Raw genomic sequence first — 22,538 nt, forward strand, 5'->3', positions numbered from 1 at the left:
TCTAAGGACAACGCAACTTGCCGGCCGGAGGCGGTCGCAGAAATCAAACAGGACGGATGTCCTGTTTGGACAGGAACCCGGGGGATCCCCAATGCTGAGTGGACTAGAGGCGGCCTTTTTCTACCTCTTCGCCTTTGTCGCGGTGGCGTCGGCCTTCATGGTCATTTCGTCGCGCAACCCCGTGCATTCCGTGCTGTTCCTGATCCTGACCTTCTTCAACGCCGCCGGCCTGTTCATGCTGACCGGCGCCGAGTTCCTGGCGATGATCCTGCTCGTCGTCTATGTCGGCGCGGTCATGGTGCTGTTCCTGTTCGTCGTCATGATGCTCGACGTCGACTTCGCCGAGATGAAGGAAGGCGCCCTGCAATATGCGCCGATCGGCGCGCTGGTCGGGCTGATCCTGGCGGCGGAGCTGATTGTGGTGCTCGGCGGCTACACATTCGCGCCGCAACTGGCTTCGACGGTCTCCAAACCCATCCCGGATCTTGCCGCGCGGACAAACACCGCAGCACTCGGCGACATCCTCTATACCGACTACCTCTACTACTTCCAGATTTCGGGCCTCATCCTGCTGGTCGCCATGATCGGCGCCATCGTCTTGACGCTGCGCCACAAGCCGGGCGTCAAGCGGCAGTCGATCGCCGCCCAGGTCGGCCGCACGCCGGCGACGGGCATGGAAATCCGCAAGGTCAAGTCGGGCGAGGGGCTCTGAGATGGTCGTCGGCATCGCACATTATTTGACCGTATCGGCGATTCTGTTCACGCTCGGCGTGTTCGGCATCTTCCTGAACCGCCGCAACATCATCGTCATCCTGATGTCGATCGAGCTGATCCTTTTGGCGGTCAACATCAATTTCGTCGCCTTCTCGGCGGCATTGGGCGATCTCGTCGGACAGGTGTTTGCGCTGTTCGTGCTGACGGTTGCAGCCGCTGAAGCGGCCATCGGTCTTGCCATTCTCGTCGTCTTCTTCCGCAACCGCGGCTCGATCGCGGTCGAAGACGTGAACCAGATGAAGGGTTGACGGGGCTAACATGTATCAAGCGATCGTCTTCCTTCCGCTGCTCGGCTTCCTGATCGTCGGCCTGTTCGGCAATGCGCTGGGCGCCAAGGCCTCGGAATACATCACCTCCGGCTTCCTGGTGATCTCGGCCGTGCTGTCCTGGGTCGCCTTCTTCTCGGTCGGCTTCGGCGAAGGCGAAGTGTTCACCGTGCCGGTGCTGCGCTGGATCCAGTCGGGCGGGCTCGACGCCAATTGGGCGCTCAGGATCGACACGCTGACCGTGGTGATGCTGGTCGTGGTCAACACGGTGTCGGCGCTGGTCCACATCTATTCGATCGGTTACATGCACCACGACCCTAACCGGCCGCGCTTCTTCGCCTATCTGTCGCTGTTCACCTTCGCCATGCTGATGCTGGTGACGGCCGACAATCTGGTGCAGATGTTCTTCGGCTGGGAAGGGGTGGGTCTCGCCTCTTATTTGCTGATCGGCTTCTGGTACAAGAAGCCGTCGGCCAATGCAGCGGCCATCAAGGCCTTCGTCGTCAACCGCGTCGGCGATTTCGGCTTCGCGCTCGGCATTTTCGGCGTCTTCGTTTTGTTCGGCTCGGTCAATCTCGGCACCATCTTCGCCAATGCCGCGACGTTCATTCCGGCCGAAGGCGCGCCGCAAGGGGCCGCCGTGCTGACCTTCCTCGGCTATGCGCTGGACAAGCAGGCGGCCATGACCATCGTCTGCCTGCTGCTGTTCATGGGCGCCATGGGCAAGTCGGCGCAGGTGCCGCTGCACACCTGGCTGCCGGACGCGATGGAGGGCCCGACGCCGGTTTCCGCGCTGATCCATGCCGCCACCATGGTGACGGCCGGCGTGTTCATGCTGGCGCGGCTGTCGCCGCTCTTCGAACTGTCGCATTCGGCGCTCACGGTGGTGACCTTCATCGGCGCCTTCACCGCCTTCTTCGCGGCGACCGTCGGCCTGGTCCAGAACGACATCAAGCGCGTCATCGCCTATTCGACCTGCTCGCAGCTCGGCTACATGTTCGTCGCGCTCGGCGTCGGCGCCTATGGCGCGGCGATCTTCCATCTGTTCACGCATGCCTTCTTCAAGGCGCTGCTGTTCCTGGGCTCCGGCTCGGTCATCCATGCCGTCTCCGACGAGCAGGACATGCGCAAGATGGGTGGCCTGCGGAAGCTCATTCCGAAGACCTACTGGATGATGGTGATCGGCACGCTGGCGCTGACCGGCGTCGGCATTCCGGTGACCGTCATCGGCACCGCCGGCTTCTTCTCCAAGGATGCCATCATCGAGGCTGCCTTTGCCGACCACAATTCGGTCGCCGGCCTCGCTTTTGTCCTGCTGGTCATCGCCGCCTGCTTCACGTCCTTCTACTCCTGGCGGCTGATCTTCATGACCTTCCACGGCGAGCCGCGGGCGAGCCACGACGTCATGCACCATGTCCATGAATCGCCGCCGGTGATGCTGGTGCCGCTGTTCATCCTGGCCGCGGGCGCGCTGTTTGCCGGCGTTATCTTCCATGGTGCCTTCATCGGCGAAGCCTATGCCGAATTCTGGAAGGCCTCGCTGTTCACGCTGCCGGACAACCACATCCTGCACGATATCCACGAATTGCCGCTGTGGGTCGAGCTGGCACCGTTCGTCGCCATGATCATCGGCTTTGCCGTCGCCTGGAAGTTCTACATCCGCTCGCCGGAACTGCCCCGGAGCGTCGCCGCCAACCATCGGCTGCTCTATGCCTTCCTGCTCAACAAATGGTACTTCGACGAGCTCTACGACGTCCTGTTCGTGCGGCCGGCAAAGGCGCTGGGCAGGTTCTTGTGGAAGACCGGCGACGGCACCATCATCGACGGGCTCGGCCCTGACGGCATTTCGGCGCGCGTCGTCGATGTCACCGACCGCGTCGTCAAGCTGCAGACCGGCTATCTCTATCACTATGCCTTCGCCATGCTGATCGGCGTGGCCGCACTCGTCACCTGGATGATGCTCTGATGACCGCCTGGCCAATCCTCTCGCTGGTCACCTTCCTGCCGCTCGTAGGTGTGCTGATGATCCTGTTCATCAGGGATGACAGCCCGAATGCGCGTCGCAACATCCGCGCCATCGCGTTCACGACGACGGCGGCCACCTTCATCATCTCGCTGTTCATCTGGACCGGCTTCGACAATTCGCAGGCCGGCTTCCAGTTCGTCGAGAAGTTTGCCTGGCTGGATTCCGGCATCTCCTACCATATGGGCGTCGACGGCATTTCGATGCTGTTCGTCATCCTGACGACGTTCCTGATGCCGCTCTGCATCCTGGCGTCGTGGGAAGCGATCGACAAGCGCGTCAAGGCCTACATGATCGCCTTCCTGCTCTTGGAAACGCTGATGATCGGCGTGTTCTGCGCGCTCGACATCGTGCTGTTCTACGTCTTCTTCGAGGCCGGCCTGATCCCGATGTTCATCATCATCGGCGTCTGGGGCGGCAAGCGCCGCGTCTATGCCTCGTTCAAGTTCTTCCTCTACACGTTGGCCGGCTCGGTGCTGATGCTGCTCGCCATCATGGCGATGTTCTTCCAGGCGGGCACCACCGACATCCCGACGCTGCTGACCCACAACTTCCCGGCCCACATGCAGACATGGCTATTTCTGGCCTTCTTCGCCTCCTTCGCGGTGAAGATGCCGATGTGGCCGGTGCACACCTGGCTGCCCGACGCCCACGTCGAAGCGCCGACGGCGGGCTCGGTGATCCTGGCCGGCATCCTGTTGAAAATGGGCGGGTACGGCTTCCTGCGCTTTTCCCTGCCGATGTTCCCGCTGGCCTCGGAAATGTTCGCGCCGCTGGTGTTTACGCTGTCGGTCGTCGCCATCATCTACACCTCCCTGGTGGCGCTGATGCAGGAGGACATGAAGAAGCTGATCGCCTATTCCTCCGTCGCGCATATGGGCTTCGTCACCATGGGCATCTTCGCCATGAACCAGGAAGGCGTGCAGGGCGCGATCTTCCAGATGCTGAGCCACGGCCTCGTCTCGGGCGCGCTGTTCCTGTGCGTCGGCGTCATCTACGACCGCATGCACACGCGCGAGATCGACGCCTATGGCGGCTTGGTCAACAACATGCCGAAATACGCCACGGTGTTCCTGATCTTCACCATGGCCAATGTCGGCTTGCCGGGCACGTCAGGCTTCGTCGGCGAGTTCCTGACCATGCTCGGCGTGTTCCGGGTCAACACCTGGGTGGCTTTCTTCGCCGCCACCGGCGTCATCCTGTCGGCGGCCTACGCGCTCTGGCTCTACCGCCGGGTGATCTTCGGCGCGCTGACCAAGGAAAGCCTGAAGGGCCTGCTCGATCTGTCGACGCGCGAGAAGGCGATCATCTACCCGCTGGTCGTGCTAGTCATCTTCTTCGGCGTCTATCCCGCTCCCGTCTTCGATGCCACGGCCCAGTCGGTCAAGGGGCTCGTCACCAATGTCACCGCATCCATCGGCGCCGCGCAGACCGCGGCGGCGAACTGACCAGAGGTTTTGCGAACCATGACGCCGGACCTTTATTCCAGCCTTTCGCTCTCGACGCCGGAGCTGATCCTCGCCATCGGCGCGCTGGCGCTGTTGATGGTCGGCGCCTATTCGCGCGCCAACACTGCCATTCTGGTGACCGGCCTTGCCGTCGCCGTGCTGGTGATCGCAGGCCTATGGCTGATCTTTCCCACGGGGCAGGGGAGCGCCTACGGCAACGCCTTCATCCAGGATCCGTTCTCCCGCTTCATGAAGGTGCTGTCGCTGATCGGTTCGGCGGTGACGCTGGTGATGTCGATGCGCTTCGCCAGGCAGGAGCATTTCGACAAGTTCGAATACCCGGTGCTGATCCTGCTCTGCACGCTCGGTATGATGCTGATGATCTCGGCCAACGGCATGATCGGGCTCTATCTCGGCCTCGAGCTGCAGTCGCTGGCGATTTACGTGCTGGCGGCGATCAATCGCGACAATCTGCGTTCGACCGAGGCCGGTTTGAAGTATTTTGTGCTCGGCGCGCTATCGTCGGGCATGCTGCTTTACGGAATCAGCCTCATTTACGGCTACACCGGCAATGTAGGCTTCCAGGAAATTTCCTCCGCGCTGGGCAGCGGCGAGCGCCAGCTCGGCCTCGTCGTCGGCCTGGTCTTCGTTTTGGCCGGCCTTGCCTTCAAGATTTCCGCGGTGCCGTTCCATATGTGGACGCCCGATGTCTACGAGGGCGCGCCGACGCCGGTCACCGCTTTCCTGGCGGCTGCCCCCAAAATGGCGGCGATGGCGCTGATCGTGCGCGTCACCATGGGCGCCTTCAAGCCGATCGCTTCCGACTGGCAGCAGATCATCGTCTTCATCTCGATCGCCTCGATGGCGCTCGGCTCCTTTGCCGCCATCGGCCAGACCAACATCAAGCGGCTGATGGCGTACTCCTCGATCGGCCATATGGGCTACGCGCTGGTCGGCCTTGCCGCCAACAGCCAGGCCGGCGTGCGCGGCGTCGCCATCTACATGCTGATCTATCTCGTCATGACGCTCGGCACCTTCGCCTTCATCCTCGCCATGCGGCGCAAGGAAGGCAATGTCGAGCAGATCAGCGATCTCGCCGGTCTGTCGTCGACCAACCCGATCATGGCGACGATCCTGACCATCCTGATGTTCTCGCTGGCCGGCATCCCGCCGCTCGCCGGCTTCTGGGGGAAATGGTACGTGTTCCTCGCCGCCATCAACGCCAACCTCTATGCGCTGGCGATCATCGGCGTGCTGGCCTCCGTCGTGGGCGCTTTCTACTATCTGCGTATCATCAAGATCATGTGGTTCGACGAACCGGCCGGCGGCTTCGTTCCGATGGCGGTTGAGCTGCGCCTCGTGCTTGGTGTCTCCGGCGCTTTCGTGCTGTTCTATGTGCTGATCGGCGGTCCGATCGCGACCTACGCCGAAGCCGCCGCCAAGACATTTTTCTGACCGGATGGCATTTCGGCTGGCTCCGACCTCTGAGACGGAAGGGTTCCGGCTCGAGGCGCATGACAGCGTGGGTTCCACCAACACGCTGGCGCTGGACCATGCAAGGGCAGGCGATCCCGGCAAATTGTGGGTCGTTTCCAAGAAGCAGGAAAGCGGCCGTGGCCGCCGCGGCAGGGCCTGGGTATCGCCCGAGGGCAATCTGGCGGCGACATTGCTGGTCATCGCCGGCGGTGAGTTGCGTCTGGCGGCGACGCTGGGCTTCGTCGCCGGCCTGTCGCTGGCCGACGCGCTCGACGCCGTGGTGCCGAAGGGCAGGATCGCTATCGGCCTCGACGGCGCCAGCCAGGGGCAGAACCGCTTCGAGCTGAAATGGCCGAACGATGTGCTGGCCTCCGGCGCCAAGCTGGCCGGCATCCTGCTGGAATCGGCCATTCTCGATNGAAATGGCCGAACGATGTGCTGGCCTCCGGCGCCAAGCTGGCCGGCATCCTGCTGGAATCGGCCATTCTCGATGGCGGCCGTTTCGCGGTGGCGGTGGGCATCGGCGTCAATGTGGTGGCGCATCCGCCGGATTTGCCGTATCCGGCGACATCGCTTCAGGCACTGGGCGCGACATGCGACGCCGAAACGCTGTTCTTGGCGCTGTCCGATGCCTGGACCGACAATGCCCGGCTGTGGGACGACGGACGCGGGCTCGACGCCATCCGGCGTCGCTGGCTGGCGCGCGCGGCGGGGCTTGGCGGCGAGGTTGCTGTCAGGATTGACGGGAATGTGGTGCGCGGTACCTTCGAGACCATTGACGCGGACTGCCGTTTCGTGATCCGCGATGATGAGGGGTCGGTCGTGACGGTAGCCGCCGGCGACGTGCATTTCGGCGCCGTCGCGTCGGCAAAGATTTAGGGCTGGTCGCAAGGGCCGGGAAGGGAAATTTGATGGCGAAAGCGCAAAACGCCGAACTCGTCTTCGTGCCGCTCGGCGGCGTCGGCGAGATCGGCATGAACTTCGCCCTTTACGGCTATGGGCCGCCTAGCGCGCGCGAGTGGATCGTCGTCGATGTCGGCGTGACCTTTCCCGACGCGGCGCATCCGGGCGTCGACCTGATCCTGCCCGATACGCGCTTCATCGAGGAGAACCTCGCCGGCCTGCGCGGCATCATCATCACCCATGCGCATGAAGACCATTACGGGGCGCTGCTCGACATCTGGCCAAAGCTGAAGGCGCCGGTGTGGATGACACCGTTCAGCGCCGGCCTGTTGGACGCCAAGCGCCAAGGCGAGCAGGGCGCGCCGAAGAAAATTCCGGTGACGATCTACCGGGCAGGCGAGACATTCACCGTCGGCCCGTTCTCGATCGAGGCCATTCCGGTGGCGCACTCCATCCCTGAGCCGATGTCGCTGGCGATCACCTCGCCGGCTGGTACCGTCATCCATACCGGCGACTGGAAGATCGATCCGGAACCGACGATCGGTCCGAAAACCGACGAGGCGCGGTTTCGCGCCTATGGCGACAAGGGCGTGCTGGCGCTGGTCTGCGATTCCACCAATGCGCTACGCGAAGGCGAATCGCCGTCGGAAGTGGCGGTGGGCGAAGGCCTCAGGGGCGTCATCCAGAGCGCTGTCGGCCGTGTCGCCGTCACTACCTTCTCTTCCAATGTCGGGCGCATCGTCTCGATCGCCAAGGCGGCGCGCGATGCCGGCCGCCAGTGCCTGGTGCTCGGCCGCTCGCTGAAGCGGGTCATCGATGTCGCCGGCGAGCTCGGCTACATGGACGGGCTGCCGGAGTTCATCGCCGAGGAGGATTTCGGCTTCATCCCGCGCGAGAACCTGGTCATCATCTGCACCGGCAGCCAGGGCGAGTCGCTGGCGGCGCTGGCAAAACTTTCGCGCGACGAGATGAAGTCGGTGTCGCTTACGGCCGGCGACACGGTGGTGTTTTCCTCACGCACCATTCCCGGCAACGAGAAGGCGATCCTCGAGATCAAGAACCGCCTCATCGACCTCGGCATCAAGATCATCGAGGACGGCGACGCGCTTGTGCATGTCTCCGGCCATCCCCGCCGCAGCGAATTGCGCAGGATGTATGAATGGGTGCGGCCGCAGATCGGCGTTCCCGTGCACGGCGAAGCCGCGCATCTAGTGGCGCAGGGGTCGCTGATGTCGACGTCGGGCATCGGCCAGGTGGCGCAAGTGCGCGACGGCGACATGCTGCGGCTGGCGCCGGGTCCGGCCACGATCATCGACCAGGTGCCGTTCGGCCGCATCTACAAGGACGGCAGGCTGATCGGCACCGACCAGGCGATGGGCATACGCGACCGGCGCAAGCTATCCTTTGCCGGCCATGTCGCGGTCAATGTCGTGCTCGACGACAAATATGAGCTCGCCGGCGATCCCGATCTGGTCGCCATCGGCGTCGCCGAGGCCGATGCCCGTGGCGAAAACATGGAAGATCTGATGCTCGACGCGGCCGTCGGCGCGGTCGACTCGATCCCTCGCCAGCGCCGCAAGGACCTCGATCTGGTGCAGGAAGCGGTGCGCCGCGCCGTGCGCGGCGCCGCCAACGAAGCCTGGGGCAAGAAGCCGCTGGTGACGGTGTTTGTGACGAGGTGAGGGAATAGGCAGTAGGCGGTAGGCAGTGGAGAAAAATGCGGATGTATCACTACTGCCTGCTGCCTATTCCCTACTCCCTTAACTTGTGGAGCACTTCATGCTGGGACGCCTGAACCATGTAGCACTTGCCGTACCGGACCTGGCCGCGGCGATTGCGGCCTATCGCGATACACTTGGCGCGCGGGTGACTGCGCCGCAGGCTTTGCCCGAGCATGGCGTGACGGTGGTGTTCGTCGATGTCGGCAACACCAAGATCGAACTCCTGGAGCCGCTGGGCGAACGGTCGCCGATCGCGGCCTTTCTGGCGAAGAACCCCTCGGGTGGCATGCATCATGTCTGCTACGAGGTCGACGACATCCTTGTCGCGCGCGATCACCTCAAAGCGAGCGGCGCCCGCGTGCTGGGCGACGGCAATCCCAAAACCGGCGCCCACGGCAAGCCGGTGCTGTTCCTGCATCCCAAGGATTTCTTCGGCACGCTGGTCGAACTGGAGCAGGCATGAGCTGGATTTCGTTTGCCGCGCTGTTCTTCATCACCTGGTGGCTGATGCTGTTCATCGTGCTGCCGTTCAGCGTCAAGACGCAGGATGACGACCATGACGTGACGCTGGGCACGGTTGCGAGCGCGCCGCGCGGACCGCATATGCTGCGCGCCGTGATCCGCACCACTATCGTCACGGCTGTCGTCATGGGGGTTTTCTACAGCCTGACGCACGGGCTGGGCTACAGCCTCGACGAAGTCCCGCACATCATCCCCGAAGCCAGCCAGGCACCGGCTAACTAAACACTTTCCGCCGACAGATCGGCTTGGATGTTTGTGCCTGTTTCGGAGCGCCAAACTCGGGTTTTGGCTCACCAGCTTGCGATGCGCAATCGGCGGCCAGGCATGGCCCACCCGCATTAGAATCACGGCTGGGTATCAGGCTGACGCAAGCTCACGTGATTTGGGAACAGGTTGATCTAACCAGATGATCGGGCAAAAAAAATGCAAGGCACAAGGCCTTGCAATTTAAACGCGTTCCGATCTGTTTTCCGGTTTCCGGCGGCAGCGGTTAACCGCGCCTAGATCGCATCCTCCCAAGACTTTGACCGCGTAGGAGAGCAGATTTTTCTCCACCCTCTCGGTTATCGGGGCACACTAGCCTAACCCTGATGAAATTGTCACGCAGAATTTTGCCCGCAATCGGGCAATCTGTGCTGCAGTGCACAATAGTGCGGCAGGCTTTGCTTGCGAAACGAACAACACCGGGGCTGCCGCCTTAATCTGGTCAGGTGTGCCGCGTCGCCCGGACGCGCAAAGCGTGTGTGAGCACTTCGGAGTCAGGTCATCATTTTTGTATCAAAAGCATTATCGTTTTCGGTGCGAAGGTCTTTGGAAGAAGAATCGATTTTTGCGATTTCCGGCCGATGCGGCCGGTCGGGTTTCCATTCCGTCACGAAATAGCTATGAAGCCGGGGCAAACAAGCCAGCCGCGCCGATTCCGGCGCAGCCTCCTCTCTCACGGACCTGTCCATGCGTTTGTCGCAGTTTTTCCTGCCCATCCTGAAAGAAAATCCGCGCGAGGCCGAGATCGTCTCGCACCGGCTGATGCTGCGTGCCGGCATGATCCGCCAGCAGGGGCAGGGCAGCTTTTCCTGGCTGCCGCTGGGCAAGCTGGTGCTCGACAAGGTCTGCCGCATCATCCGCGAGGAGCAGAACCGCGCCGGCGCGCTGGAAATCCTGATGCCGACCATCCAGTCGGCCGATCTGTGGCGCGAAAGCGGCCGCTATGACGACTATGGCAAGGAGATGCTGCGCATCAAGGACCGGCAGGACCGCGACATGCTCTACGGTCCGACCAATGAGGAAGTGGTCACCGAGATCGTGCGCGCCTACGTCAAGTCGTACAAGGATTTGCCGCTCAACCTCTACCACATCCAGTGGAAGTTCCGCGACGAGGTGCGTCCGCGCTTCGGCGTCATGCGTTCACGCGAATTCCTGATGAAGGACGCCTATTCCTTCGACCTCGATTTCGAGGGCGCGAAGGCCGCCTACAACCGCATGTTCGTATCCTATCTCCGAACGTTCACGCGCATGGGGCTGCAGGCCATTCCGATGCGGGCCGACACCGGGCCGATCGGCGGCGATCTCAGCCATGAATTCATCATCCTGGCCGACACCGGCGAGAGCCAGGTCTATTGCGACCGCGAATATCTGTCGCTCCAGGTGCCCGGCGAGAAAACCGACTTCGGCAATGACGGCGAGATCGCCGACATCGTCAAAACGTGGACGACGCCTTACGCCGCCACCGACGAGATGCATGACGAGGCGGCCTGGGACAAGCTTGGCGAAGCCGACCGGGTCTCGGCACGCGGCATCGAGGTCGGCCACATCTTTCATTTCGGCGACAAATATTCCAAGCCCATGGGCGCCAAGGTGACCGGGCCCGACGGCAAGGATCATTTCGTTTCCGGCGGCTCCTACGGTATCGGTCCGTCGCGGCTGGTGGCAGCGATCATCGAGGCCAGCCATGACGATAACGGCATCATCTGGCCGGAAGCGGTGACGCCGTTCGACATCGGCCTGATCAACATGAAGGCCGGCGACGCCGAGTGCGACCGCGTCTGCGGCGAGCTCTACGCCGCCTTCACCAGCGCCGGCAAGGATGTGCTTTACGACGACACCGACCAGCGGCCGGGCGGCAAGTTCGCCACCGCAGACCTGATCGGCCTGCCCTGGCAGGTGATCGTCGGGCCGCGCGGCGTGGCCGCCGGCGAGATCGAGATCAAGAACCGCCGGACCGGCGAGCGCGAGACGCTGCCGGTCGCGGAGGCCAGGAAACGCTTCGGTGCAACCGCATGAGCGAAGCCGCGGCAGCGAAGTCTTCGGTAGCCCAGTCTCCGGTTGGCAAGTCTCCGGTCGCCAAGTCTCCGGTCACCAAGTCTCCGGTCGCCGGCCCGTTCTCCATGTTCGAACGCATGGTCGCCTGGCGTTATTTGCGGTCGCGCCGCAAGGAGACGGTGATCTCGGTCATCGCCTCGATCTCCTTCCTAGGCATCATGCTGGGCGTCGCCACGCTGATCGTCGTCATGGCTGTCATGAACGGGTTTCGAGCCGAACTTCTGACCCGCATCCTCGGCGTCAACGGCCATCTGATCGTGCAGCCGCTGGATTCGCCGCTTGAGGATTATGCGCAGGTCGCAGCCCGCATCAACGGCGTGGCCGGCGTCAAATACGCGATCCCGCTGATCGACGGCCAGGTGCTGGCGCAGGGCAATGTCGGCGGCGGCATGGGCGCGCTGGTGCGCGGTATCAGGGCCGAAGACCTCGGCAAGATCGCCATCGTCGCCCAAAACGTCAAGCAAGGCACGCTTGACGGCTTCGACTCCGGCGAGGGCGTCGCTATCGGCAAGCGCATGGCGGAGAATCTCGGCCTTGTGCTCGGCGACACCATCACGCTGATCTCGCCGGACGGCGATGTGACGCCGATGGGCACGACGCCGCGGCTGAAGGGCTACAAGGTGGCGGCGATCTTCGAGGTCGGCATGTCGGAGTATGACAGCTCCATCGTCTACATGCCGTTTTCCGAAGCGCAGCTCTATTTCAACATGGACGGCAGGGCGCAGACGATCGAGATCTATGTCGACAATCCCGATAATGTCGACGCGCTGAAACCGCTGGTCGATGCGGCGGCGCAACGGCCGATCGACATGGTCGACTGGCGCCAGCGCAACGAGACGTTCTTTTCAGCACTGCAGGTCGAGCGCAACGTCATGTTCATGATCCTGACGCTGATCGTGCTGGTGGCGGCGCTCAACATCATCTCCGGCCTGATCATGCTGGTGAAGGACAAGGGCCACGATATCGCCATCCTGCGCACAATGGGCGCCTCGCGCGGCGCCATCCTGCGCATCTTCCTGATGACGGGCGCTGCGATCGGCGTAACCGGCACGCTCGCCGGCGTGCTGCTCGGGGTGCTCATCTGCACCAACATCGAATCGATCCGCCAGTTCTTCTCCTGGATGACCGGCAAGGTGCTGTTCAATCCGGAACTCTATTTCCTCAGCCAGCTGCCGGCAAAGATGGACCCACGCGAGACCACCTATGTCATCCTGATGGCGCTCGGCCTGTCCTTCCTGGCAACAGTGTTTCCGGCATGGCGCGCCGCACGGCTCGATCCGGTCGAGGCCTTGAGATACGAATGAAGTCCGAGATCATTATCGAGCTGAAGAGCGTCGAGCGGCACTATGTCCAGGGGCCGCGCAAGCTCACCATTTTGAACGGCGCCGACTTTTCGCTGAAGCGCGGCGAGATGGTGGCGCTGGTGGCGCCGTCGGGCACCGGCAAGTCGACGCTGCTCCATACGGCGGGCCTGCTCGAGCGCCCCGACGCCGGTGACGTCATTCTGGCCGGCCGCGCCTGCGGACGGCTCTCCGACGACGAACGCACGGCGATCCGCCGCAACGATGTCGGCTTCGTCTATCAGTTCCATCATCTGCTGCCGGAGTTTTCGGCACTGGAAAACATCATGATGCCGCAGCTGATCAAAGGGCTTTCGCGCAAGGAGGCGTCGGAGCGCGCAGCACAGCTGCTCGACTATATGCAGATCGGCAAGCGCGCGTCGCACCGGCCGTCGGAACTGTCCGGCGGCGAGCAGCAGCGCGTCGCCATTGCCCGCGCGGTCGCCAATGCGCCCTTGCTGCTGCTCGCCGACGAGCCGACCGGCAATCTCGACCCGGTCACCGCCTCCTATGTCTTCGAGGCGCTTGGCGCGCTGGTCAAGCAGTCCGGCCTTGCCGCGCTGATCGCGACCCACAATCACGAACTCGCCTCGCGCATGGACCGCCGGGTGACGTTGGCGGATGGCAAGGTCGTTCCGTTGTAGGCCCCAACTTCCTCATCCTAGGGTCTGCGCCGCGTCGCTGCGCTCCTTGCTCCGCCCTAGGATCACGAAGTGATTGGTGCGTGTCCCGATCGCAAAGGCATGCGATGCGCCCTGCGTCAGCACCGCCGTCACCCCGTCAACCTTTCCTTAACCCTGCCCAAACCGGCTGTCAGGATTCGTCGGCATGCCGCTTTCCGCTCATTGACTTTCGAACAAAGTTAGAACAAAATACGAACATATCAACAACAGGAGAGAGTTATGAGCGATCTTGTTCAGGACGTCGTTTCGTTGGTGTGCATGAGTGCGTTTCTCGTTTCCATGGCGGTCTGGATCGGCGCCATGTGATAAATCTGCGGTTGGCCGCAGTGTTTAGGCGGACAGGAGGGCGTTGTGCCGTTAAGCCTTTCTTGCCGCCGTGCCGCTAGGGTGCCCTGCCAAATACAGGGAGCAAAACCTTAGGTGTCGCCGATCGTGACGGCCCTTCTCGTGGTCGGTAATCTCGGATTGATTTTCCTTTTGATGACCGCGCCGCTCGGTTTGCGCACGGTGAGGCTCAGCCGCGTGGTCGCAATGGACCGGCAGCGCCTCTGGCAGGCGCTGTGGCCGCTCGGCAGCGGTGCCGGCTGGTCCGGCGAGATACTCTCGGCCCAGCCGCTGGACGGGCAGGGCACGGCCCGCATCCTGCTGTCGTGGGAAGGCCGGGACGGCCAGCCGATCGAGCGCAGGTCGCGCTTCGAGGACGTCGTCGAAGGCAGTCGTTTTTCGATGCGGGTCATCGAGGATACCGCGCTCGACGCGTCGTTCTGGAAGGATTTTTACGAGACCACCGAACTCACCTCGGAAGGCGCCGGCACGCGCGTCACGCTCAGCCAGACCGATCGCTATCGCGGCGTCGCCTTCCTGGTGTTCCGCTACTTCGCCATGCGCCGCGAGCTCGGCAAGCTGGAGGTCTGGGCGACGACCGGACAGTATCGCAAGGGCGGCTGGTTCGAGCATCCGCTGAGCCAGGTCGGTTTCGCCGTTCTGTCGGCTTTCATCCTTTGGCCGTTCTTCGGACTCAATCTCGGCGGCCTGGCGCTGGCCGCGATCCTGACCTCGGTGGTCGCCCTGCATGAGCTCGGCCACATGGCGGCCTTCCGGCTGACCGGTCATCGTAAGGCGCGGATGATCTTTATCCCGCTGCTCGGCGGCATCGCCATTGGCGGCCGGCCTTATGACAGCCGCTTCGAGGTCGCCTTCGTGGCGCTGATGGGCGCTGGTTTTTCCGCGTTCCTGGTACCGCTGCTGATCGTCGCCAGCGGGCTCGCATCCGGCGAGGGACATCGGCTCGCCGCGGCCCTTCTGGCGACGCTTGCCGGCTTTGCCGCGCTGTTCAACATCGCCAATCTGGTGCCGGTGTGGAAATTCGACGGCGGTCAGGTGCTGCGCCAGATCTGCCCGGGGCCGGTCGCCCTGGCGCTCGCCTCGTTTTCCCTGCTCTCGGCCTTGCTATGGCTTGGCTGGCTGGCCGGCTTTTCCCAAAGCTTTCTGCTGGTGGCGGGCGCCGTCTTTGCCATCCTCAGCCTGATGACAGTGGGTAGCGGGGTAAAACCGCGCCACGAATTGAAGCCGATCCGCATCTTCGACCGTTTCGCCATGGCCGGCGCGCTGCTGGCCGTCTTCGCCATTCACGGTTTCGGGCTGTTGTGGGCCTCGGCGCGGTTGCTTTGAGCGTTGGTCGAGGCGAGACTCAGCCGGCCTTGCGAGCCGGTTCTGCAGAAGTTGACTCCGCTGCCCCGAAAACATCCTCGAAGGCGGATTTCAGCGCCAGGTCGAAATCGCCCATGGTCACGGGCAGGCCGAGGTCGACGAGGCTGGTGACGCCGTGATCCGGCACGCCGCATGGCACGATGCCGCTGAAATGGCTGAGATCCGGCTCGACATTGACGGCAATGCCATGAAAGCTCACCCAGCGCCGCAGCCGGATGCCGATGGCCGCGATCTTGTCTTCAGCCGGCGAGCCGTCGGGCAGGGACGGGCGCTCGGGCCGCACCACCCAGACTCCGACGCGGTCCTCGCGGCGTTCGCCGCGCACATTGAAGGCGGCAAGCGTGCCGATGATCCACTGCTCGAGCGCGGCGACGAAGGCGCGCACATCCTCGCGCCGGCGCTTCAGGTCAAGCATGACATAGGCAACCCGCTGCCCCGGCCCGTGATAGGTGTATTCGCCGCCGCGCCCCGCGGCAAAGACCGGGAAACGGTCGGGGTCGATCAAGTCCTCGATGCGGGCGCTGGTGCCGGCGGTGTAAAGCGGCGGATGCTCGACCAGCCAGACCATCTCGGCGGCCGCACCCGTGCGGATCGCCTCGGCGCGCGCTTCCATCAGGGCCAGCGCATCGGTGTAGCCGGTCAGGCCGGGCTCGATGCGCCATTCGACCGGCGCCGAACCCGGCAAGGGCAGGAACGACGTGGCGATCTGGCTGCGTTCGGTCATGGCTTTTTCGTTTTTCGCGTGACGCACGCCGGCTTGGCGAAACCGGCTTGCGCTCTGGGGCCAAATGCATTTGCCCTTCATATGGCGGTATCCGGCTGAAACGTCCAGTTCGCCACGCATTTCGGCCTTCGCGCACGACCCCGAAGATAGGAACGATCTTCGGAAAGGATCATGCGCCAAATCAAAGTGCTGCAGCGTCCTTTGCGCGTCCCACAGGACGCGCGGCGCTGTAGAGGCCGATATGCCAACTTGCGGCGATTATTGCGCGCCGCGCCCTTGTTTCGCCGGAAACGATTTGCTACACGCCGCGAGCCGGTTCGTTCCGGCTCCTACCACGGGCGGTCGTGGCGGAATTGGTAGACGCGCAGCGTTGAGGTCGCTGTGGGGCAACCCGTGGAAGTTCGAGTCTTCTCGACCGCACCATAATTTTTCGGCCATTGAAATCATTGCGGCTTCTCAGGCCATCGACGCCAAATCATCGCCTTTGGCGCTTGAACCGGCCGCAGCAGAGTTGCAACAAGAGGTCGCAGAGCCGCACGCGAACGCCGCTTGGCTCGCACCGGCCAGCCTCCTGCACCCGAGTCCCCGGCTTTGCCGGTGGCGGGGCAGGGGATGTGGGTGACCTAAGCGGCGCGTCGTTGCGGGAAATGGAGACCCGGACGGGCTCGACGAGGGTCAACGGCCGTCACGACGGTGTGGTGGTGATCGCAGTAGACGCGATCCGGCGACGTCGGCCCGGCACAAAACCGGTAACCACCGGGTACCGACCGGTCTTCGCTCACCGGGAAGCGGCACTGGTGCAGGCCTAGCTGAATGAGGGGGACGTCTCTCGACGCTGGTCTGATATTTTCACGCATGATGGTTTTCAGTTTCCTGGTTCATAGCCATTGCCGGCTGACGACCGCGGTGCGACCCGTCGGAGCTAGCTTCTCTCGTTTAGGGCTGTGGACCACATATGGTGCTGATCGCACCGTCAAAGAAGCCCGGCGCCCCGCTTCTGCAGCCAAATCGTTTGCGACTTAAGGCCACACCCGCGAGCGCCCGAAGCACCTGTCCGGCCGGGATTTGTCGGGCGCGCCGTTACATAGCCTCAGTCCGTCGCCGCCGATCGCTTGAAGACGATGGTGACCTTGGTTCCCTCGCCGGCACTCGACTTGACGTCGAATTGCGCTTTGGCATTTTCGGTCAGCGACCGCGCGATCAGGGAGCCGAGCTTGCCTGGCCTGGGCCAGGTCTCACCCGTCGGCAGACCGATTCCATCATCGGCGACAGTCACCCGGCAACCATCGCCGCTGACGACGCTGTGCAGCGTGATCGTGCCGCCGTCGCGCCCGACGAATGCATGTTTGAGAGCGTTGGTCAGCAACTCATTGACGACCAGGCCTGTCGGCATGGCAACGTTGATGGATACCGGATAGGTATCCACCTTAAGGTCGAGGCGGATACCTTCGACTGCGTGCGACGCCATGACGGCGGACGCGATCTGGCTAAGATACACACCAAGATCCACCTCATCCTTCTGCTGGTCAGCCGACAAGGTCTGGTAAAGGATTGCCAATGCGTCTACCCGGCCGGCAAGCCTTTCGAAACGCTTCTGGTCCGGTTCGGTGGCGTTGCGGGTTTCCATCCGGATCAAAGCGGTGATCATCTGCAGATTGTTTTTCACCCGGTGCTGCAGTTCGCGCAACAGGGTGTCCTTCTCCCGGATGAGCTCCTCCGCGGGTCGCGTGTCCTCGGTCTCACCGTGTGCCGTGACGTCGACAAGCGCCACCAGCCGGAAGCAGAGCTTGCCGTTGTCGTCCTCGATGACGTTGGAATAAACGTCGACGATTGCCGGCTTGTCCTCGCCGCGCTCAAGACGAAATGTGCCGACGAAATCGGTGTCTTCAACGACAGCCTCGGCGAGCGGCCTGTCCTTCTGCCGATGAAGCCCCCTGCCGGAAAGGGCCGCCCAGTTTTCCCGCGCAAGCTTCGGCGCCTTGAGGTCCGAGAGCTTCTCGAATTCGGGATTGGCGTAGACGACACGCTCCTTCGCGATCAATTCCGAGACGGCGATCGCGATCGGCATCTGGTCGAGAAATTTCTTGAACTGGTCGCTTTCCAGCGCGGTGGCGAGGTCAGGCGTATCGAGCAATTGCTCGACAGCGTCAGCCTTATCGGAGTCTGTCATCTCGGCGCCTGCGTGATGCGTGGAAGCCATCAATATCAGGCATGCAATTCACCCGCCATCTCCAATATCGAAGGGATACGACAGCGTCACTACTGGTGCGGGCCGCGTCGCGCAGGGCTCCACCGCCTGCCGCTCACGAACGAACTGGACAGAAGGCATTTTTCTCAGGGCCGCCGAACTTTGAAAAGAAATGTCTATGGAATTTGTAGAATTACGCTTTGAATGGATCTCGGTACTGCTCGCCAGCCTTGGCGGCCTTCGCCTCCTGAGTTGAGATCAGTGCTCTCGTTACCAGGCAAGTCGGCTCCCGATGAGGGAGTTGCTCCGCCGATCGCTGTGCGGCCGGCAGACGGCGGAGCATTGCCAGCAGCCCCGCGGCTTTAGAGGAAGAGGTTCCCATGACCAGACTTACCCCCGTAGAGCAGATCATCCCGGATGCCGATATTGTCCCGCTTACCGGACGCGTCGGCGCAGAGATCAGGAACATTCGGCTCTCCGGCGACCTGCCGCAGCAGACGGTCGCGGCGATCAACCAGATCCTGTTGCGGCACAAGGTGGTGTTCTTCCGCGACCAGGCGCATCTCGACGATGCCGGGCAGGAGCGCTTTGCCCAGCGTCTCGGCGACCTCGTCCCGCATCCGACCCAAGGTCCCGTCAAGGGAACGGCGTCCATTCTCGAACTCGATTCCAGCCGTGGCGGCGGTCGCGCCGACCAATGGCATACCGATGTCACCTTCGTCGACGCCTATCCGAAATTCTCCGTTCTTCGCGGCATCGTCATACCGCCGGCCGGCGGCGACACCATCTGGTCGAACACCGCGGCCGCCTATCAGGACCTGCCCGAGCCGTTGAAGCTGCTGGCCGACAATCTCTGGGCGGTGCACAGCAACGCCTACGATTACGCCGCGGTGCGGCCGCGTGCGAGTGCTGCGGAAAAGAAGCACTTCGAGGAAATCTTCACCTCGACGATCTACGAGACCGAGCATCCCGTCGTCCGCGTCCATCCCGAAACAGGCGAGCGCACGCTGCTGCTCGGCAATTTCGTGCAACGGCTGATCGGTCTTTCCAAAAGCGATTCGGCGAAGCTTTACGAGGTTTTCCAGTCCTATGTCACCGCGCCGGAGAACACCGTGCGCTGGCGCTGGAAGGCCGGCGATGTGGCGATCTGGGACAACCGCGCGACGCAGCACTACGCCGTCAACGACTATGGCGACCAGCACCGGGTGGTGCGTCGCGCCACGGTCGACGGCGACGTTCCGGTCAGCGTCGACGGCCGCCGCAGCGCCACCCGCACCAAGGTCGCGAAGCCGGCAGCCGACAAGGCGGCATGAGGCGCGGTCGAACGCGAAGGCCGCTGTTCAGGCGGCCTTCTTCATACGTGACAGCGTCTCTGCAACCACCTCACCAAACGACGACGGCGTCGGCACGATGATCACCCCGGCGTCCTTGAGGATCTCCACCTTTTCCTGCGCGGACTCGCCGAAGGCCGAGATGATGGCGCCGGCGTGGCCCATGCGGCGGCCTTTGGGGGCGGAGAGGCCGGCGATGTAGGCGATCAGGGGCTTGCGCATATTATCGCGCGCCCAGATCGCGGCTTCGGCTTCCTGCGGTCCGCCGATCTCGCCGATCATCACCACCGCGTCGGTGTCGTCATCCTGTTCGAACAGTTTCAGCATGTCCTTGAAGGACGAGCCGTTGATCGGGTCGCCGCCAATGCCAACGCTGGTCGACACGCCGATGCCGAGCGACTTCATCTGCGACGCCGCCTCGTAGCCGAGCGTTCCGGAGCGGCCGACGATGCCGACGCGGCCAGGCAGATAGATGCTGCCGGGCATGATGCCGATCAGCGCCTGTCCGGGCGTGATGACGCCGGCGCAGTTCGGGCCGATCAGCCGCATGCGGTCCTCGTAGCGGTAGCGCAGCATGTAGCGCTTGACCTGCATCATGTCCTGCGACGGGATGCCGTCGGTGATGCAGACGCAGAGTTTAATGCCGGCGTCCGCCGCTTCCATGATCGAATCGGCGGCAAAGGGCGGCGGCACGAAGACGATGCTGGCCTCGGCGCGGGTCTCGCGCACCGCGCCCTTGACCGTGTTGAAGACAGGCAGGCCGAGATGCTTCTGGCCGCCTTTGCCGGGGGTGACGCCGCCGACCAGCTTGGTGCCATAGCGTTTCATGTCGTCGGCATGGAAGCTGCCGATCTTGCCGGTGAACCCCTGGACGATGACGCGGGTGCTGCGGTTGAGCAGGATTGCCATTTTCTCGACCTCCCTCAGGCTGCTTTTTTCTTGGTGGCCGCGCGCCAGGCAGCGACGGCTTTTTCGGCGGCTTCTGCAAGCGTGTCGGCAACGATTACCGCCTCGCCGGAATCGGCCAGGATGCGGCGTCCTTCCTCGGCCTTGGTGCCGGAGAGACGGACCACCAGCGGCACGTTCACGCCGACCTCGCGTATTGCCTTGATGATGCCTTCGGCGACCCAGTCGCAGCGGTTGATGCCGGCAAAGATGTTGACCAGGATGGTCTCGACATTCTTGTCGCCGAGCACGGCCCGGAAGGATTTCGCCACCCGCTCGGGCGAGGCGCCGCCACCGATGTCGAGGAAGTTGGCCGGCTCGCCGCCGGCGATCTTGATCATGTCCATGGTCGCCATGGCGAGGCCGGCGCCGTTGATGATGCAGCCGATGTTGCCGTCGAGCCCGACATAGGACAGGCCGCGATCGCTGGCGAAGGTTTCGCGCGGGTCTTCCTGGCTCTTGTCGCGCAGCTCGGAAATTTCCGGCCGCCGGAACAACGCGTTCTCGTCGAACGACATTTTGGCGTCGAGCGCGATCAGATTGCCGTCGCGCGTCACCACCAGCGGATTGATCTCCAGCATCGAGGCGTCGTAGTCGCGAAACACCTGGTAGCAGCTGAAGATGGTCTCGGTCGCCTTGCCGATCAGATTGTGGTCGAGGCCGAGGCCGAAGGCGATCTCGCGGGCCTGGAAACGCTGCATGCCGACACCGGGATCGACCGATGTGCGCAGGATGGAATTCGGCGCCTTCTCGACGATGTCCTCGATCTCCATGCCGCCGGCGGCCGAGGCCACGATCATGACGCGCTCTTCCTTGCGGTCGAGGACGAAGCCGACATAGAGCTCCTGCGCGATGTCGACGGCTTCCTCGAGATAGAGGCGCGAAATCAGCTTGCCGCGCGGGCCGGTCTGGTGGGTCACCAGCTTGCGGCCGAGCATGGCCTCGGCGGCGTTGGAGATCTCCTCGTCATCGGCGCAGAGCTTGATGCCACCGGCCTTGCCTCGGGCGCCCGAATGCACCTGCGCCTTCAGCACCCATTTGCTGCCGCCGATCTCGCGCGCCCTGTAGGTTGCCTGCTCGGGGCTGTAGGCCAGCCCGCCGCGCGGCACATGCACGCCGTGGCGTGCCAGCAGTTCCTTGGCCTGATATTCGTGGATGTCCATTTTGTCCTCCCTGAACGGTCAATGCGTGGCGACGCGCGGCTCACTAGAGAATTGACCGGCGCGTTCGATTGCCTCGTTGACCACCAGAACATTGCGCGCCATGCGTTCCGACGCTGCGTCGATCATCTTGCCGTCGAGTGCGGCCGCTCCCTTGCCCTGCGCCTCCGCCTCCTTCAGCACTTCGAGGACTCGCCTGGCACGGGTCACCTCTTTTTCCGGTGGAGAGAATACGCCGTTGGCGAGCGCGATCTGCGAGGGATGGATTGCCCATTTGCCTTCGATACCGAGGGCCGCCGCGCGCCTGGCCCCGGCGACGTAGCCCTCCGGATCGGAGAAGTCGCCGAACGGTCCGTCAATGGCGCGCAAGCCATAGGCGCGGCAGGCGACGGTCATCCGCGACAAAGCGAAATGCCACTGGTCGCCGGGATAGTCGGGGTTGAGGCCACCGATGTTGACGGTGCGCGCCTTGCAGCTTGCCGCATAGTCGGCGACGCCGAAATGCATGGCTTCCAGCCGGCCGGGTGTCGCGGCAATCGCCTCGACATTGGCCATGCCGAGCGCGGTCTCGATCAGCGCTTCGAGGCCGACGCGGGTCTTGAAACCTTTGGCCATTTCGATCTGGTTGACCATGGCCTCGACCATGTAGAGGTCGGCCGGCACGCCGACTTTCGGCACCAGGATCGTGTCCAGCCTGTCGCCTGCCTGTTCCATGACGTCGACCACGTCGCGATACATGTAATGGGTGTCGAGGCCGTTGATGCGCACCGAGACGGTCTTGCCCTTGGCGCGCCAGTCGATGTCGTTGAGCGCCTGGATGATGTTCTTGCGGGCGCGCTCCTTGTCGGGTGGGGCAACGGCGTCCTCGATGTCGAGGAAGATGAAGTCGGCGGCGCTGTTGGCGGCCTTGTCGATCATCTCCGGGCTGGAGCCCGGAACGGCCAGCTCGCTGCGCTGCAGCCGCAGTTTTTTCAGATGGTTGATGGTGTGGCTCATCGTCGGCTC

General features: G+C 63.3%; 19 protein-coding genes, 1 tRNA gene and 1 pseudogene. 15 read left to right on the plus strand and 6 right to left on the minus strand.

The genetic code is table 11. The features are described from left to right. Window positions 1-91: 91 nt before the first annotated feature. The 9 genes and pseudogenes from X728_RS163355 (at window position 92) to X728_RS163320 (ending at window position 9,355) form a co-directional block, all read left to right on the plus strand. On the plus strand, window positions 92-712 hold the full coding sequence (locus X728_RS163355) for an NADH-quinone oxidoreductase subunit J (RefSeq protein ID WP_023830505.1): 621 nt from the start codon (window positions 92-94) through the stop codon (window positions 710-712). Between the two features lies 1 nt (window position 713). After that, a complete protein-coding gene (gene nuoK, locus X728_RS163350) occupies window positions 714-1,022 on the plus strand; it encodes an NADH-quinone oxidoreductase subunit NuoK (protein WP_023670810.1) in 309 nt (102 codons plus the stop codon). Between the two features lie 10 nt (window positions 1,023-1,032). Next, complete coding sequence (gene nuoL, locus X728_RS163345) at window positions 1,033-3,006, plus strand: NADH-quinone oxidoreductase subunit L (RefSeq protein WP_023830506.1); 1,974 nt, start codon at window positions 1,033-1,035, stop codon at window positions 3,004-3,006. After that, window positions 3,006-4,511, plus strand: a complete 1,506-nt coding sequence (locus X728_RS163340; protein WP_023830507.1) for an NADH-quinone oxidoreductase subunit M — start codon at window positions 3,006-3,008, stop codon at window positions 4,509-4,511. The genes nuoL and X728_RS163340 overlap by 1 nt, the downstream gene beginning before the upstream one ends. Before the next feature lie 18 nt (window positions 4,512-4,529). Further along, the gene (gene nuoN / locus X728_RS163335) at window positions 4,530-5,966 is read left to right on the plus strand and encodes an NADH-quinone oxidoreductase subunit NuoN (RefSeq protein ID WP_023830508.1); all 1,437 of its coding nucleotides are present in this window, start codon (window positions 4,530-4,532) and stop codon (window positions 5,964-5,966) included. Window positions 5,967-5,970: 4 nt separating this feature from the next. Next, window positions 5,971-6,866: pseudogene (locus X728_RS01000000166135) on the plus strand (biotin--[acetyl-CoA-carboxylase] ligase). Between the two features lie 32 nt (window positions 6,867-6,898). Further along, on the plus strand, window positions 6,899-8,572 hold the full coding sequence (locus X728_RS163330; RefSeq protein ID WP_023753471.1) for a ribonuclease J: 1,674 nt from the start codon (window positions 6,899-6,901) through the stop codon (window positions 8,570-8,572). A 97-nt stretch (window positions 8,573-8,669) separates the two neighbouring features. Next, on the plus strand, window positions 8,670-9,074 hold the full coding sequence (mce, locus tag X728_RS163325) for a methylmalonyl-CoA epimerase (RefSeq protein WP_023739140.1): 405 nt from the start codon (window positions 8,670-8,672) through the stop codon (window positions 9,072-9,074). Continuing rightward, complete coding sequence (locus tag X728_RS163320) at window positions 9,071-9,355, plus strand: DUF1467 family protein (protein WP_023823104.1); 285 nt, start codon at window positions 9,071-9,073, stop codon at window positions 9,353-9,355. Before mce ends, X728_RS163320 begins: the two co-directional genes overlap by 4 nt. A gap of 536 nt (window positions 9,356-9,891) precedes the next feature. On the opposite strand, the gene X728_RS163315 is transcribed toward X728_RS163320, so the two are convergent. Then, the gene (locus X728_RS163315; RefSeq protein WP_023830509.1) at window positions 9,892-10,086 is read right to left on the minus strand and encodes a hypothetical protein; all 195 of its coding nucleotides are present in this window, start codon (window positions 10,084-10,086) and stop codon (window positions 9,892-9,894) included. Here X728_RS163315 and proS point away from each other — a divergent pair. From proS to X728_RS163295, 4 genes are all read left to right on the plus strand, one after another. Then, window positions 10,085-11,413: a proline--tRNA ligase gene (gene proS / locus X728_RS163310; protein ID WP_023670802.1), complete on the plus strand. Its 1,329-nt coding sequence runs from the start codon at window positions 10,085-10,087 to the stop codon at window positions 11,411-11,413. The genes X728_RS163315 and proS overlap by 2 nt on opposite strands. Further along, a complete protein-coding gene (locus tag X728_RS163305; RefSeq protein ID WP_023706133.1) occupies window positions 11,410-12,756 on the plus strand; it encodes a lipoprotein-releasing ABC transporter permease subunit in 1,347 nt (448 codons plus the stop codon). Before proS ends, X728_RS163305 begins: the two co-directional genes overlap by 4 nt. Beyond that, window positions 12,753-13,436 (plus strand): ABC transporter ATP-binding protein, encoded by a 684-nt coding sequence (locus X728_RS163300; protein WP_023685211.1) that lies wholly within the window; start codon window positions 12,753-12,755, stop codon window positions 13,434-13,436. Before X728_RS163305 ends, X728_RS163300 begins: the two co-directional genes overlap by 4 nt. A 459-nt stretch (window positions 13,437-13,895) precedes the next feature. Beyond that, window positions 13,896-15,146 (plus strand): peptidase M50, encoded by a 1,251-nt coding sequence (locus X728_RS163295; protein ID WP_023670799.1) that lies wholly within the window; start codon window positions 13,896-13,898, stop codon window positions 15,144-15,146. 19 nt (window positions 15,147-15,165) lie between these two features. On the opposite strand, the gene lipB is transcribed toward X728_RS163295, so the two are convergent. Continuing rightward, complete coding sequence (gene lipB / locus X728_RS163290) at window positions 15,166-15,909, minus strand: lipoyl(octanoyl) transferase LipB (protein WP_023670798.1); 744 nt, start codon at window positions 15,907-15,909, stop codon at window positions 15,166-15,168. A gap of 338 nt (window positions 15,910-16,247) precedes the next feature. Here lipB and X728_RS163285 point away from each other — a divergent pair. After that, window positions 16,248-16,332 (plus strand) — tRNA-Leu (locus X728_RS163285). Window positions 16,333-16,999: 667 nt separating this feature from the next. Here X728_RS163285 and X728_RS163280 read toward each other — a convergent pair. Continuing rightward, window positions 17,000-18,079, minus strand: coding sequence for a histidine kinase dimerization/phosphoacceptor domain -containing protein (locus X728_RS163280; protein ID WP_023670797.1), 1,080 nt, complete (start codon window positions 18,077-18,079; stop codon window positions 17,000-17,002). A gap of 398 nt (window positions 18,080-18,477) precedes the next feature. Here X728_RS163280 and X728_RS163275 point away from each other — a divergent pair, with 398 nt between their 5' ends. Then, the gene (locus X728_RS163275; protein ID WP_023698328.1) at window positions 18,478-19,410 is read left to right on the plus strand and encodes a TauD/TfdA family dioxygenase; all 933 of its coding nucleotides are present in this window, start codon (window positions 18,478-18,480) and stop codon (window positions 19,408-19,410) included. 27 nt (window positions 19,411-19,437) lie between these two features. Here the strand turns inward: X728_RS163275 and sucD are convergent, their stop codons facing one another. The 3 genes from sucD to X728_RS163260 are packed head-to-tail and all read right to left on the minus strand — an operon-like array spanning window position 19,438 to window position 22,529. Continuing rightward, complete coding sequence (gene sucD / locus X728_RS163270; protein WP_023690971.1) at window positions 19,438-20,337, minus strand: succinate--CoA ligase subunit alpha; 900 nt, start codon at window positions 20,335-20,337, stop codon at window positions 19,438-19,440. Window positions 20,338-20,351: 14 nt separating this feature from the next. Beyond that, window positions 20,352-21,536, minus strand: a complete 1,185-nt coding sequence (locus X728_RS163265; RefSeq protein WP_023830510.1) for a malate--CoA ligase subunit beta — start codon at window positions 21,534-21,536, stop codon at window positions 20,352-20,354. Window positions 21,537-21,554: 18 nt separating this feature from the next. Beyond that, a complete protein-coding gene (locus tag X728_RS163260; RefSeq protein ID WP_023751633.1) occupies window positions 21,555-22,529 on the minus strand; it encodes a CoA ester lyase in 975 nt (324 codons plus the stop codon). Window positions 22,530-22,538: the final 9 nt, after the last annotated feature.

Origin of the sequence: Mesorhizobium sp. L103C119B0, assembly GCF_000502235.1 — a bacterium.
Lineage (GTDB): Bacteria > Pseudomonadota > Alphaproteobacteria > Rhizobiales > Rhizobiaceae > Mesorhizobium.

Bases quoted from the DNA above. Each gene is read 5' to 3' on its own strand.
- X728_RS163355 (WP_023830505.1), top strand. From the start codon at position 92: ATGCTGAGTGGACTAGAGGCGGCCTTTTTCTACCTCTTCGCCTTTGTC.
- nuoK (WP_023670810.1), top strand. From the start codon at position 714: ATGGTCGTCGGCATCGCACATTATTTGACCGTATCGGCGATTCTGTTC.
- nuoL (WP_023830506.1), top strand. From the start codon at position 1,033: ATGTATCAAGCGATCGTCTTCCTTCCGCTGCTCGGCTTCCTGATCGTC.
- X728_RS163340 (WP_023830507.1), top strand. From the start codon at position 3,006: ATGACCGCCTGGCCAATCCTCTCGCTGGTCACCTTCCTGCCGCTCGTA.
- nuoN (WP_023830508.1), top strand. From the start codon at position 4,530: ATGACGCCGGACCTTTATTCCAGCCTTTCGCTCTCGACGCCGGAGCTG.
- X728_RS163330 (WP_023753471.1), top strand. From the start codon at position 6,899: ATGGCGAAAGCGCAAAACGCCGAACTCGTCTTCGTGCCGCTCGGCGGC.
- mce (WP_023739140.1), top strand. From the start codon at position 8,670: ATGCTGGGACGCCTGAACCATGTAGCACTTGCCGTACCGGACCTGGCC.
- X728_RS163320 (WP_023823104.1), top strand. From the start codon at position 9,071: ATGAGCTGGATTTCGTTTGCCGCGCTGTTCTTCATCACCTGGTGGCTG.
- proS (WP_023670802.1), top strand. From the start codon at position 10,085: ATGCGTTTGTCGCAGTTTTTCCTGCCCATCCTGAAAGAAAATCCGCGC.
- X728_RS163315 (WP_023830509.1), bottom strand. From the start codon at position 10,086: ATGGACAGGTCCGTGAGAGAGGAGGCTGCGCCGGAATCGGCGCGGCTG.
- X728_RS163305 (WP_023706133.1), top strand. From the start codon at position 11,410: ATGAGCGAAGCCGCGGCAGCGAAGTCTTCGGTAGCCCAGTCTCCGGTT.
- X728_RS163300 (WP_023685211.1), top strand. From the start codon at position 12,753: ATGAAGTCCGAGATCATTATCGAGCTGAAGAGCGTCGAGCGGCACTAT.
- lipB (WP_023670798.1), bottom strand. From the start codon at position 15,909: ATGACCGAACGCAGCCAGATCGCCACGTCGTTCCTGCCCTTGCCGGGT.
- X728_RS163280 (WP_023670797.1), bottom strand. From the start codon at position 18,079: ATGACAGACTCCGATAAGGCTGACGCTGTCGAGCAATTGCTCGATACG.
- X728_RS163275 (WP_023698328.1), top strand. From the start codon at position 18,478: ATGACCAGACTTACCCCCGTAGAGCAGATCATCCCGGATGCCGATATT.
- sucD (WP_023690971.1), bottom strand. From the start codon at position 20,337: ATGGCAATCCTGCTCAACCGCAGCACCCGCGTCATCGTCCAGGGGTTC.
- X728_RS163265 (WP_023830510.1), bottom strand. From the start codon at position 21,536: ATGGACATCCACGAATATCAGGCCAAGGAACTGCTGGCACGCCACGGC.
- X728_RS163260 (WP_023751633.1), bottom strand. From the start codon at position 22,529: ATGAGCCACACCATCAACCATCTGAAAAAACTGCGGCTGCAGCGCAGC.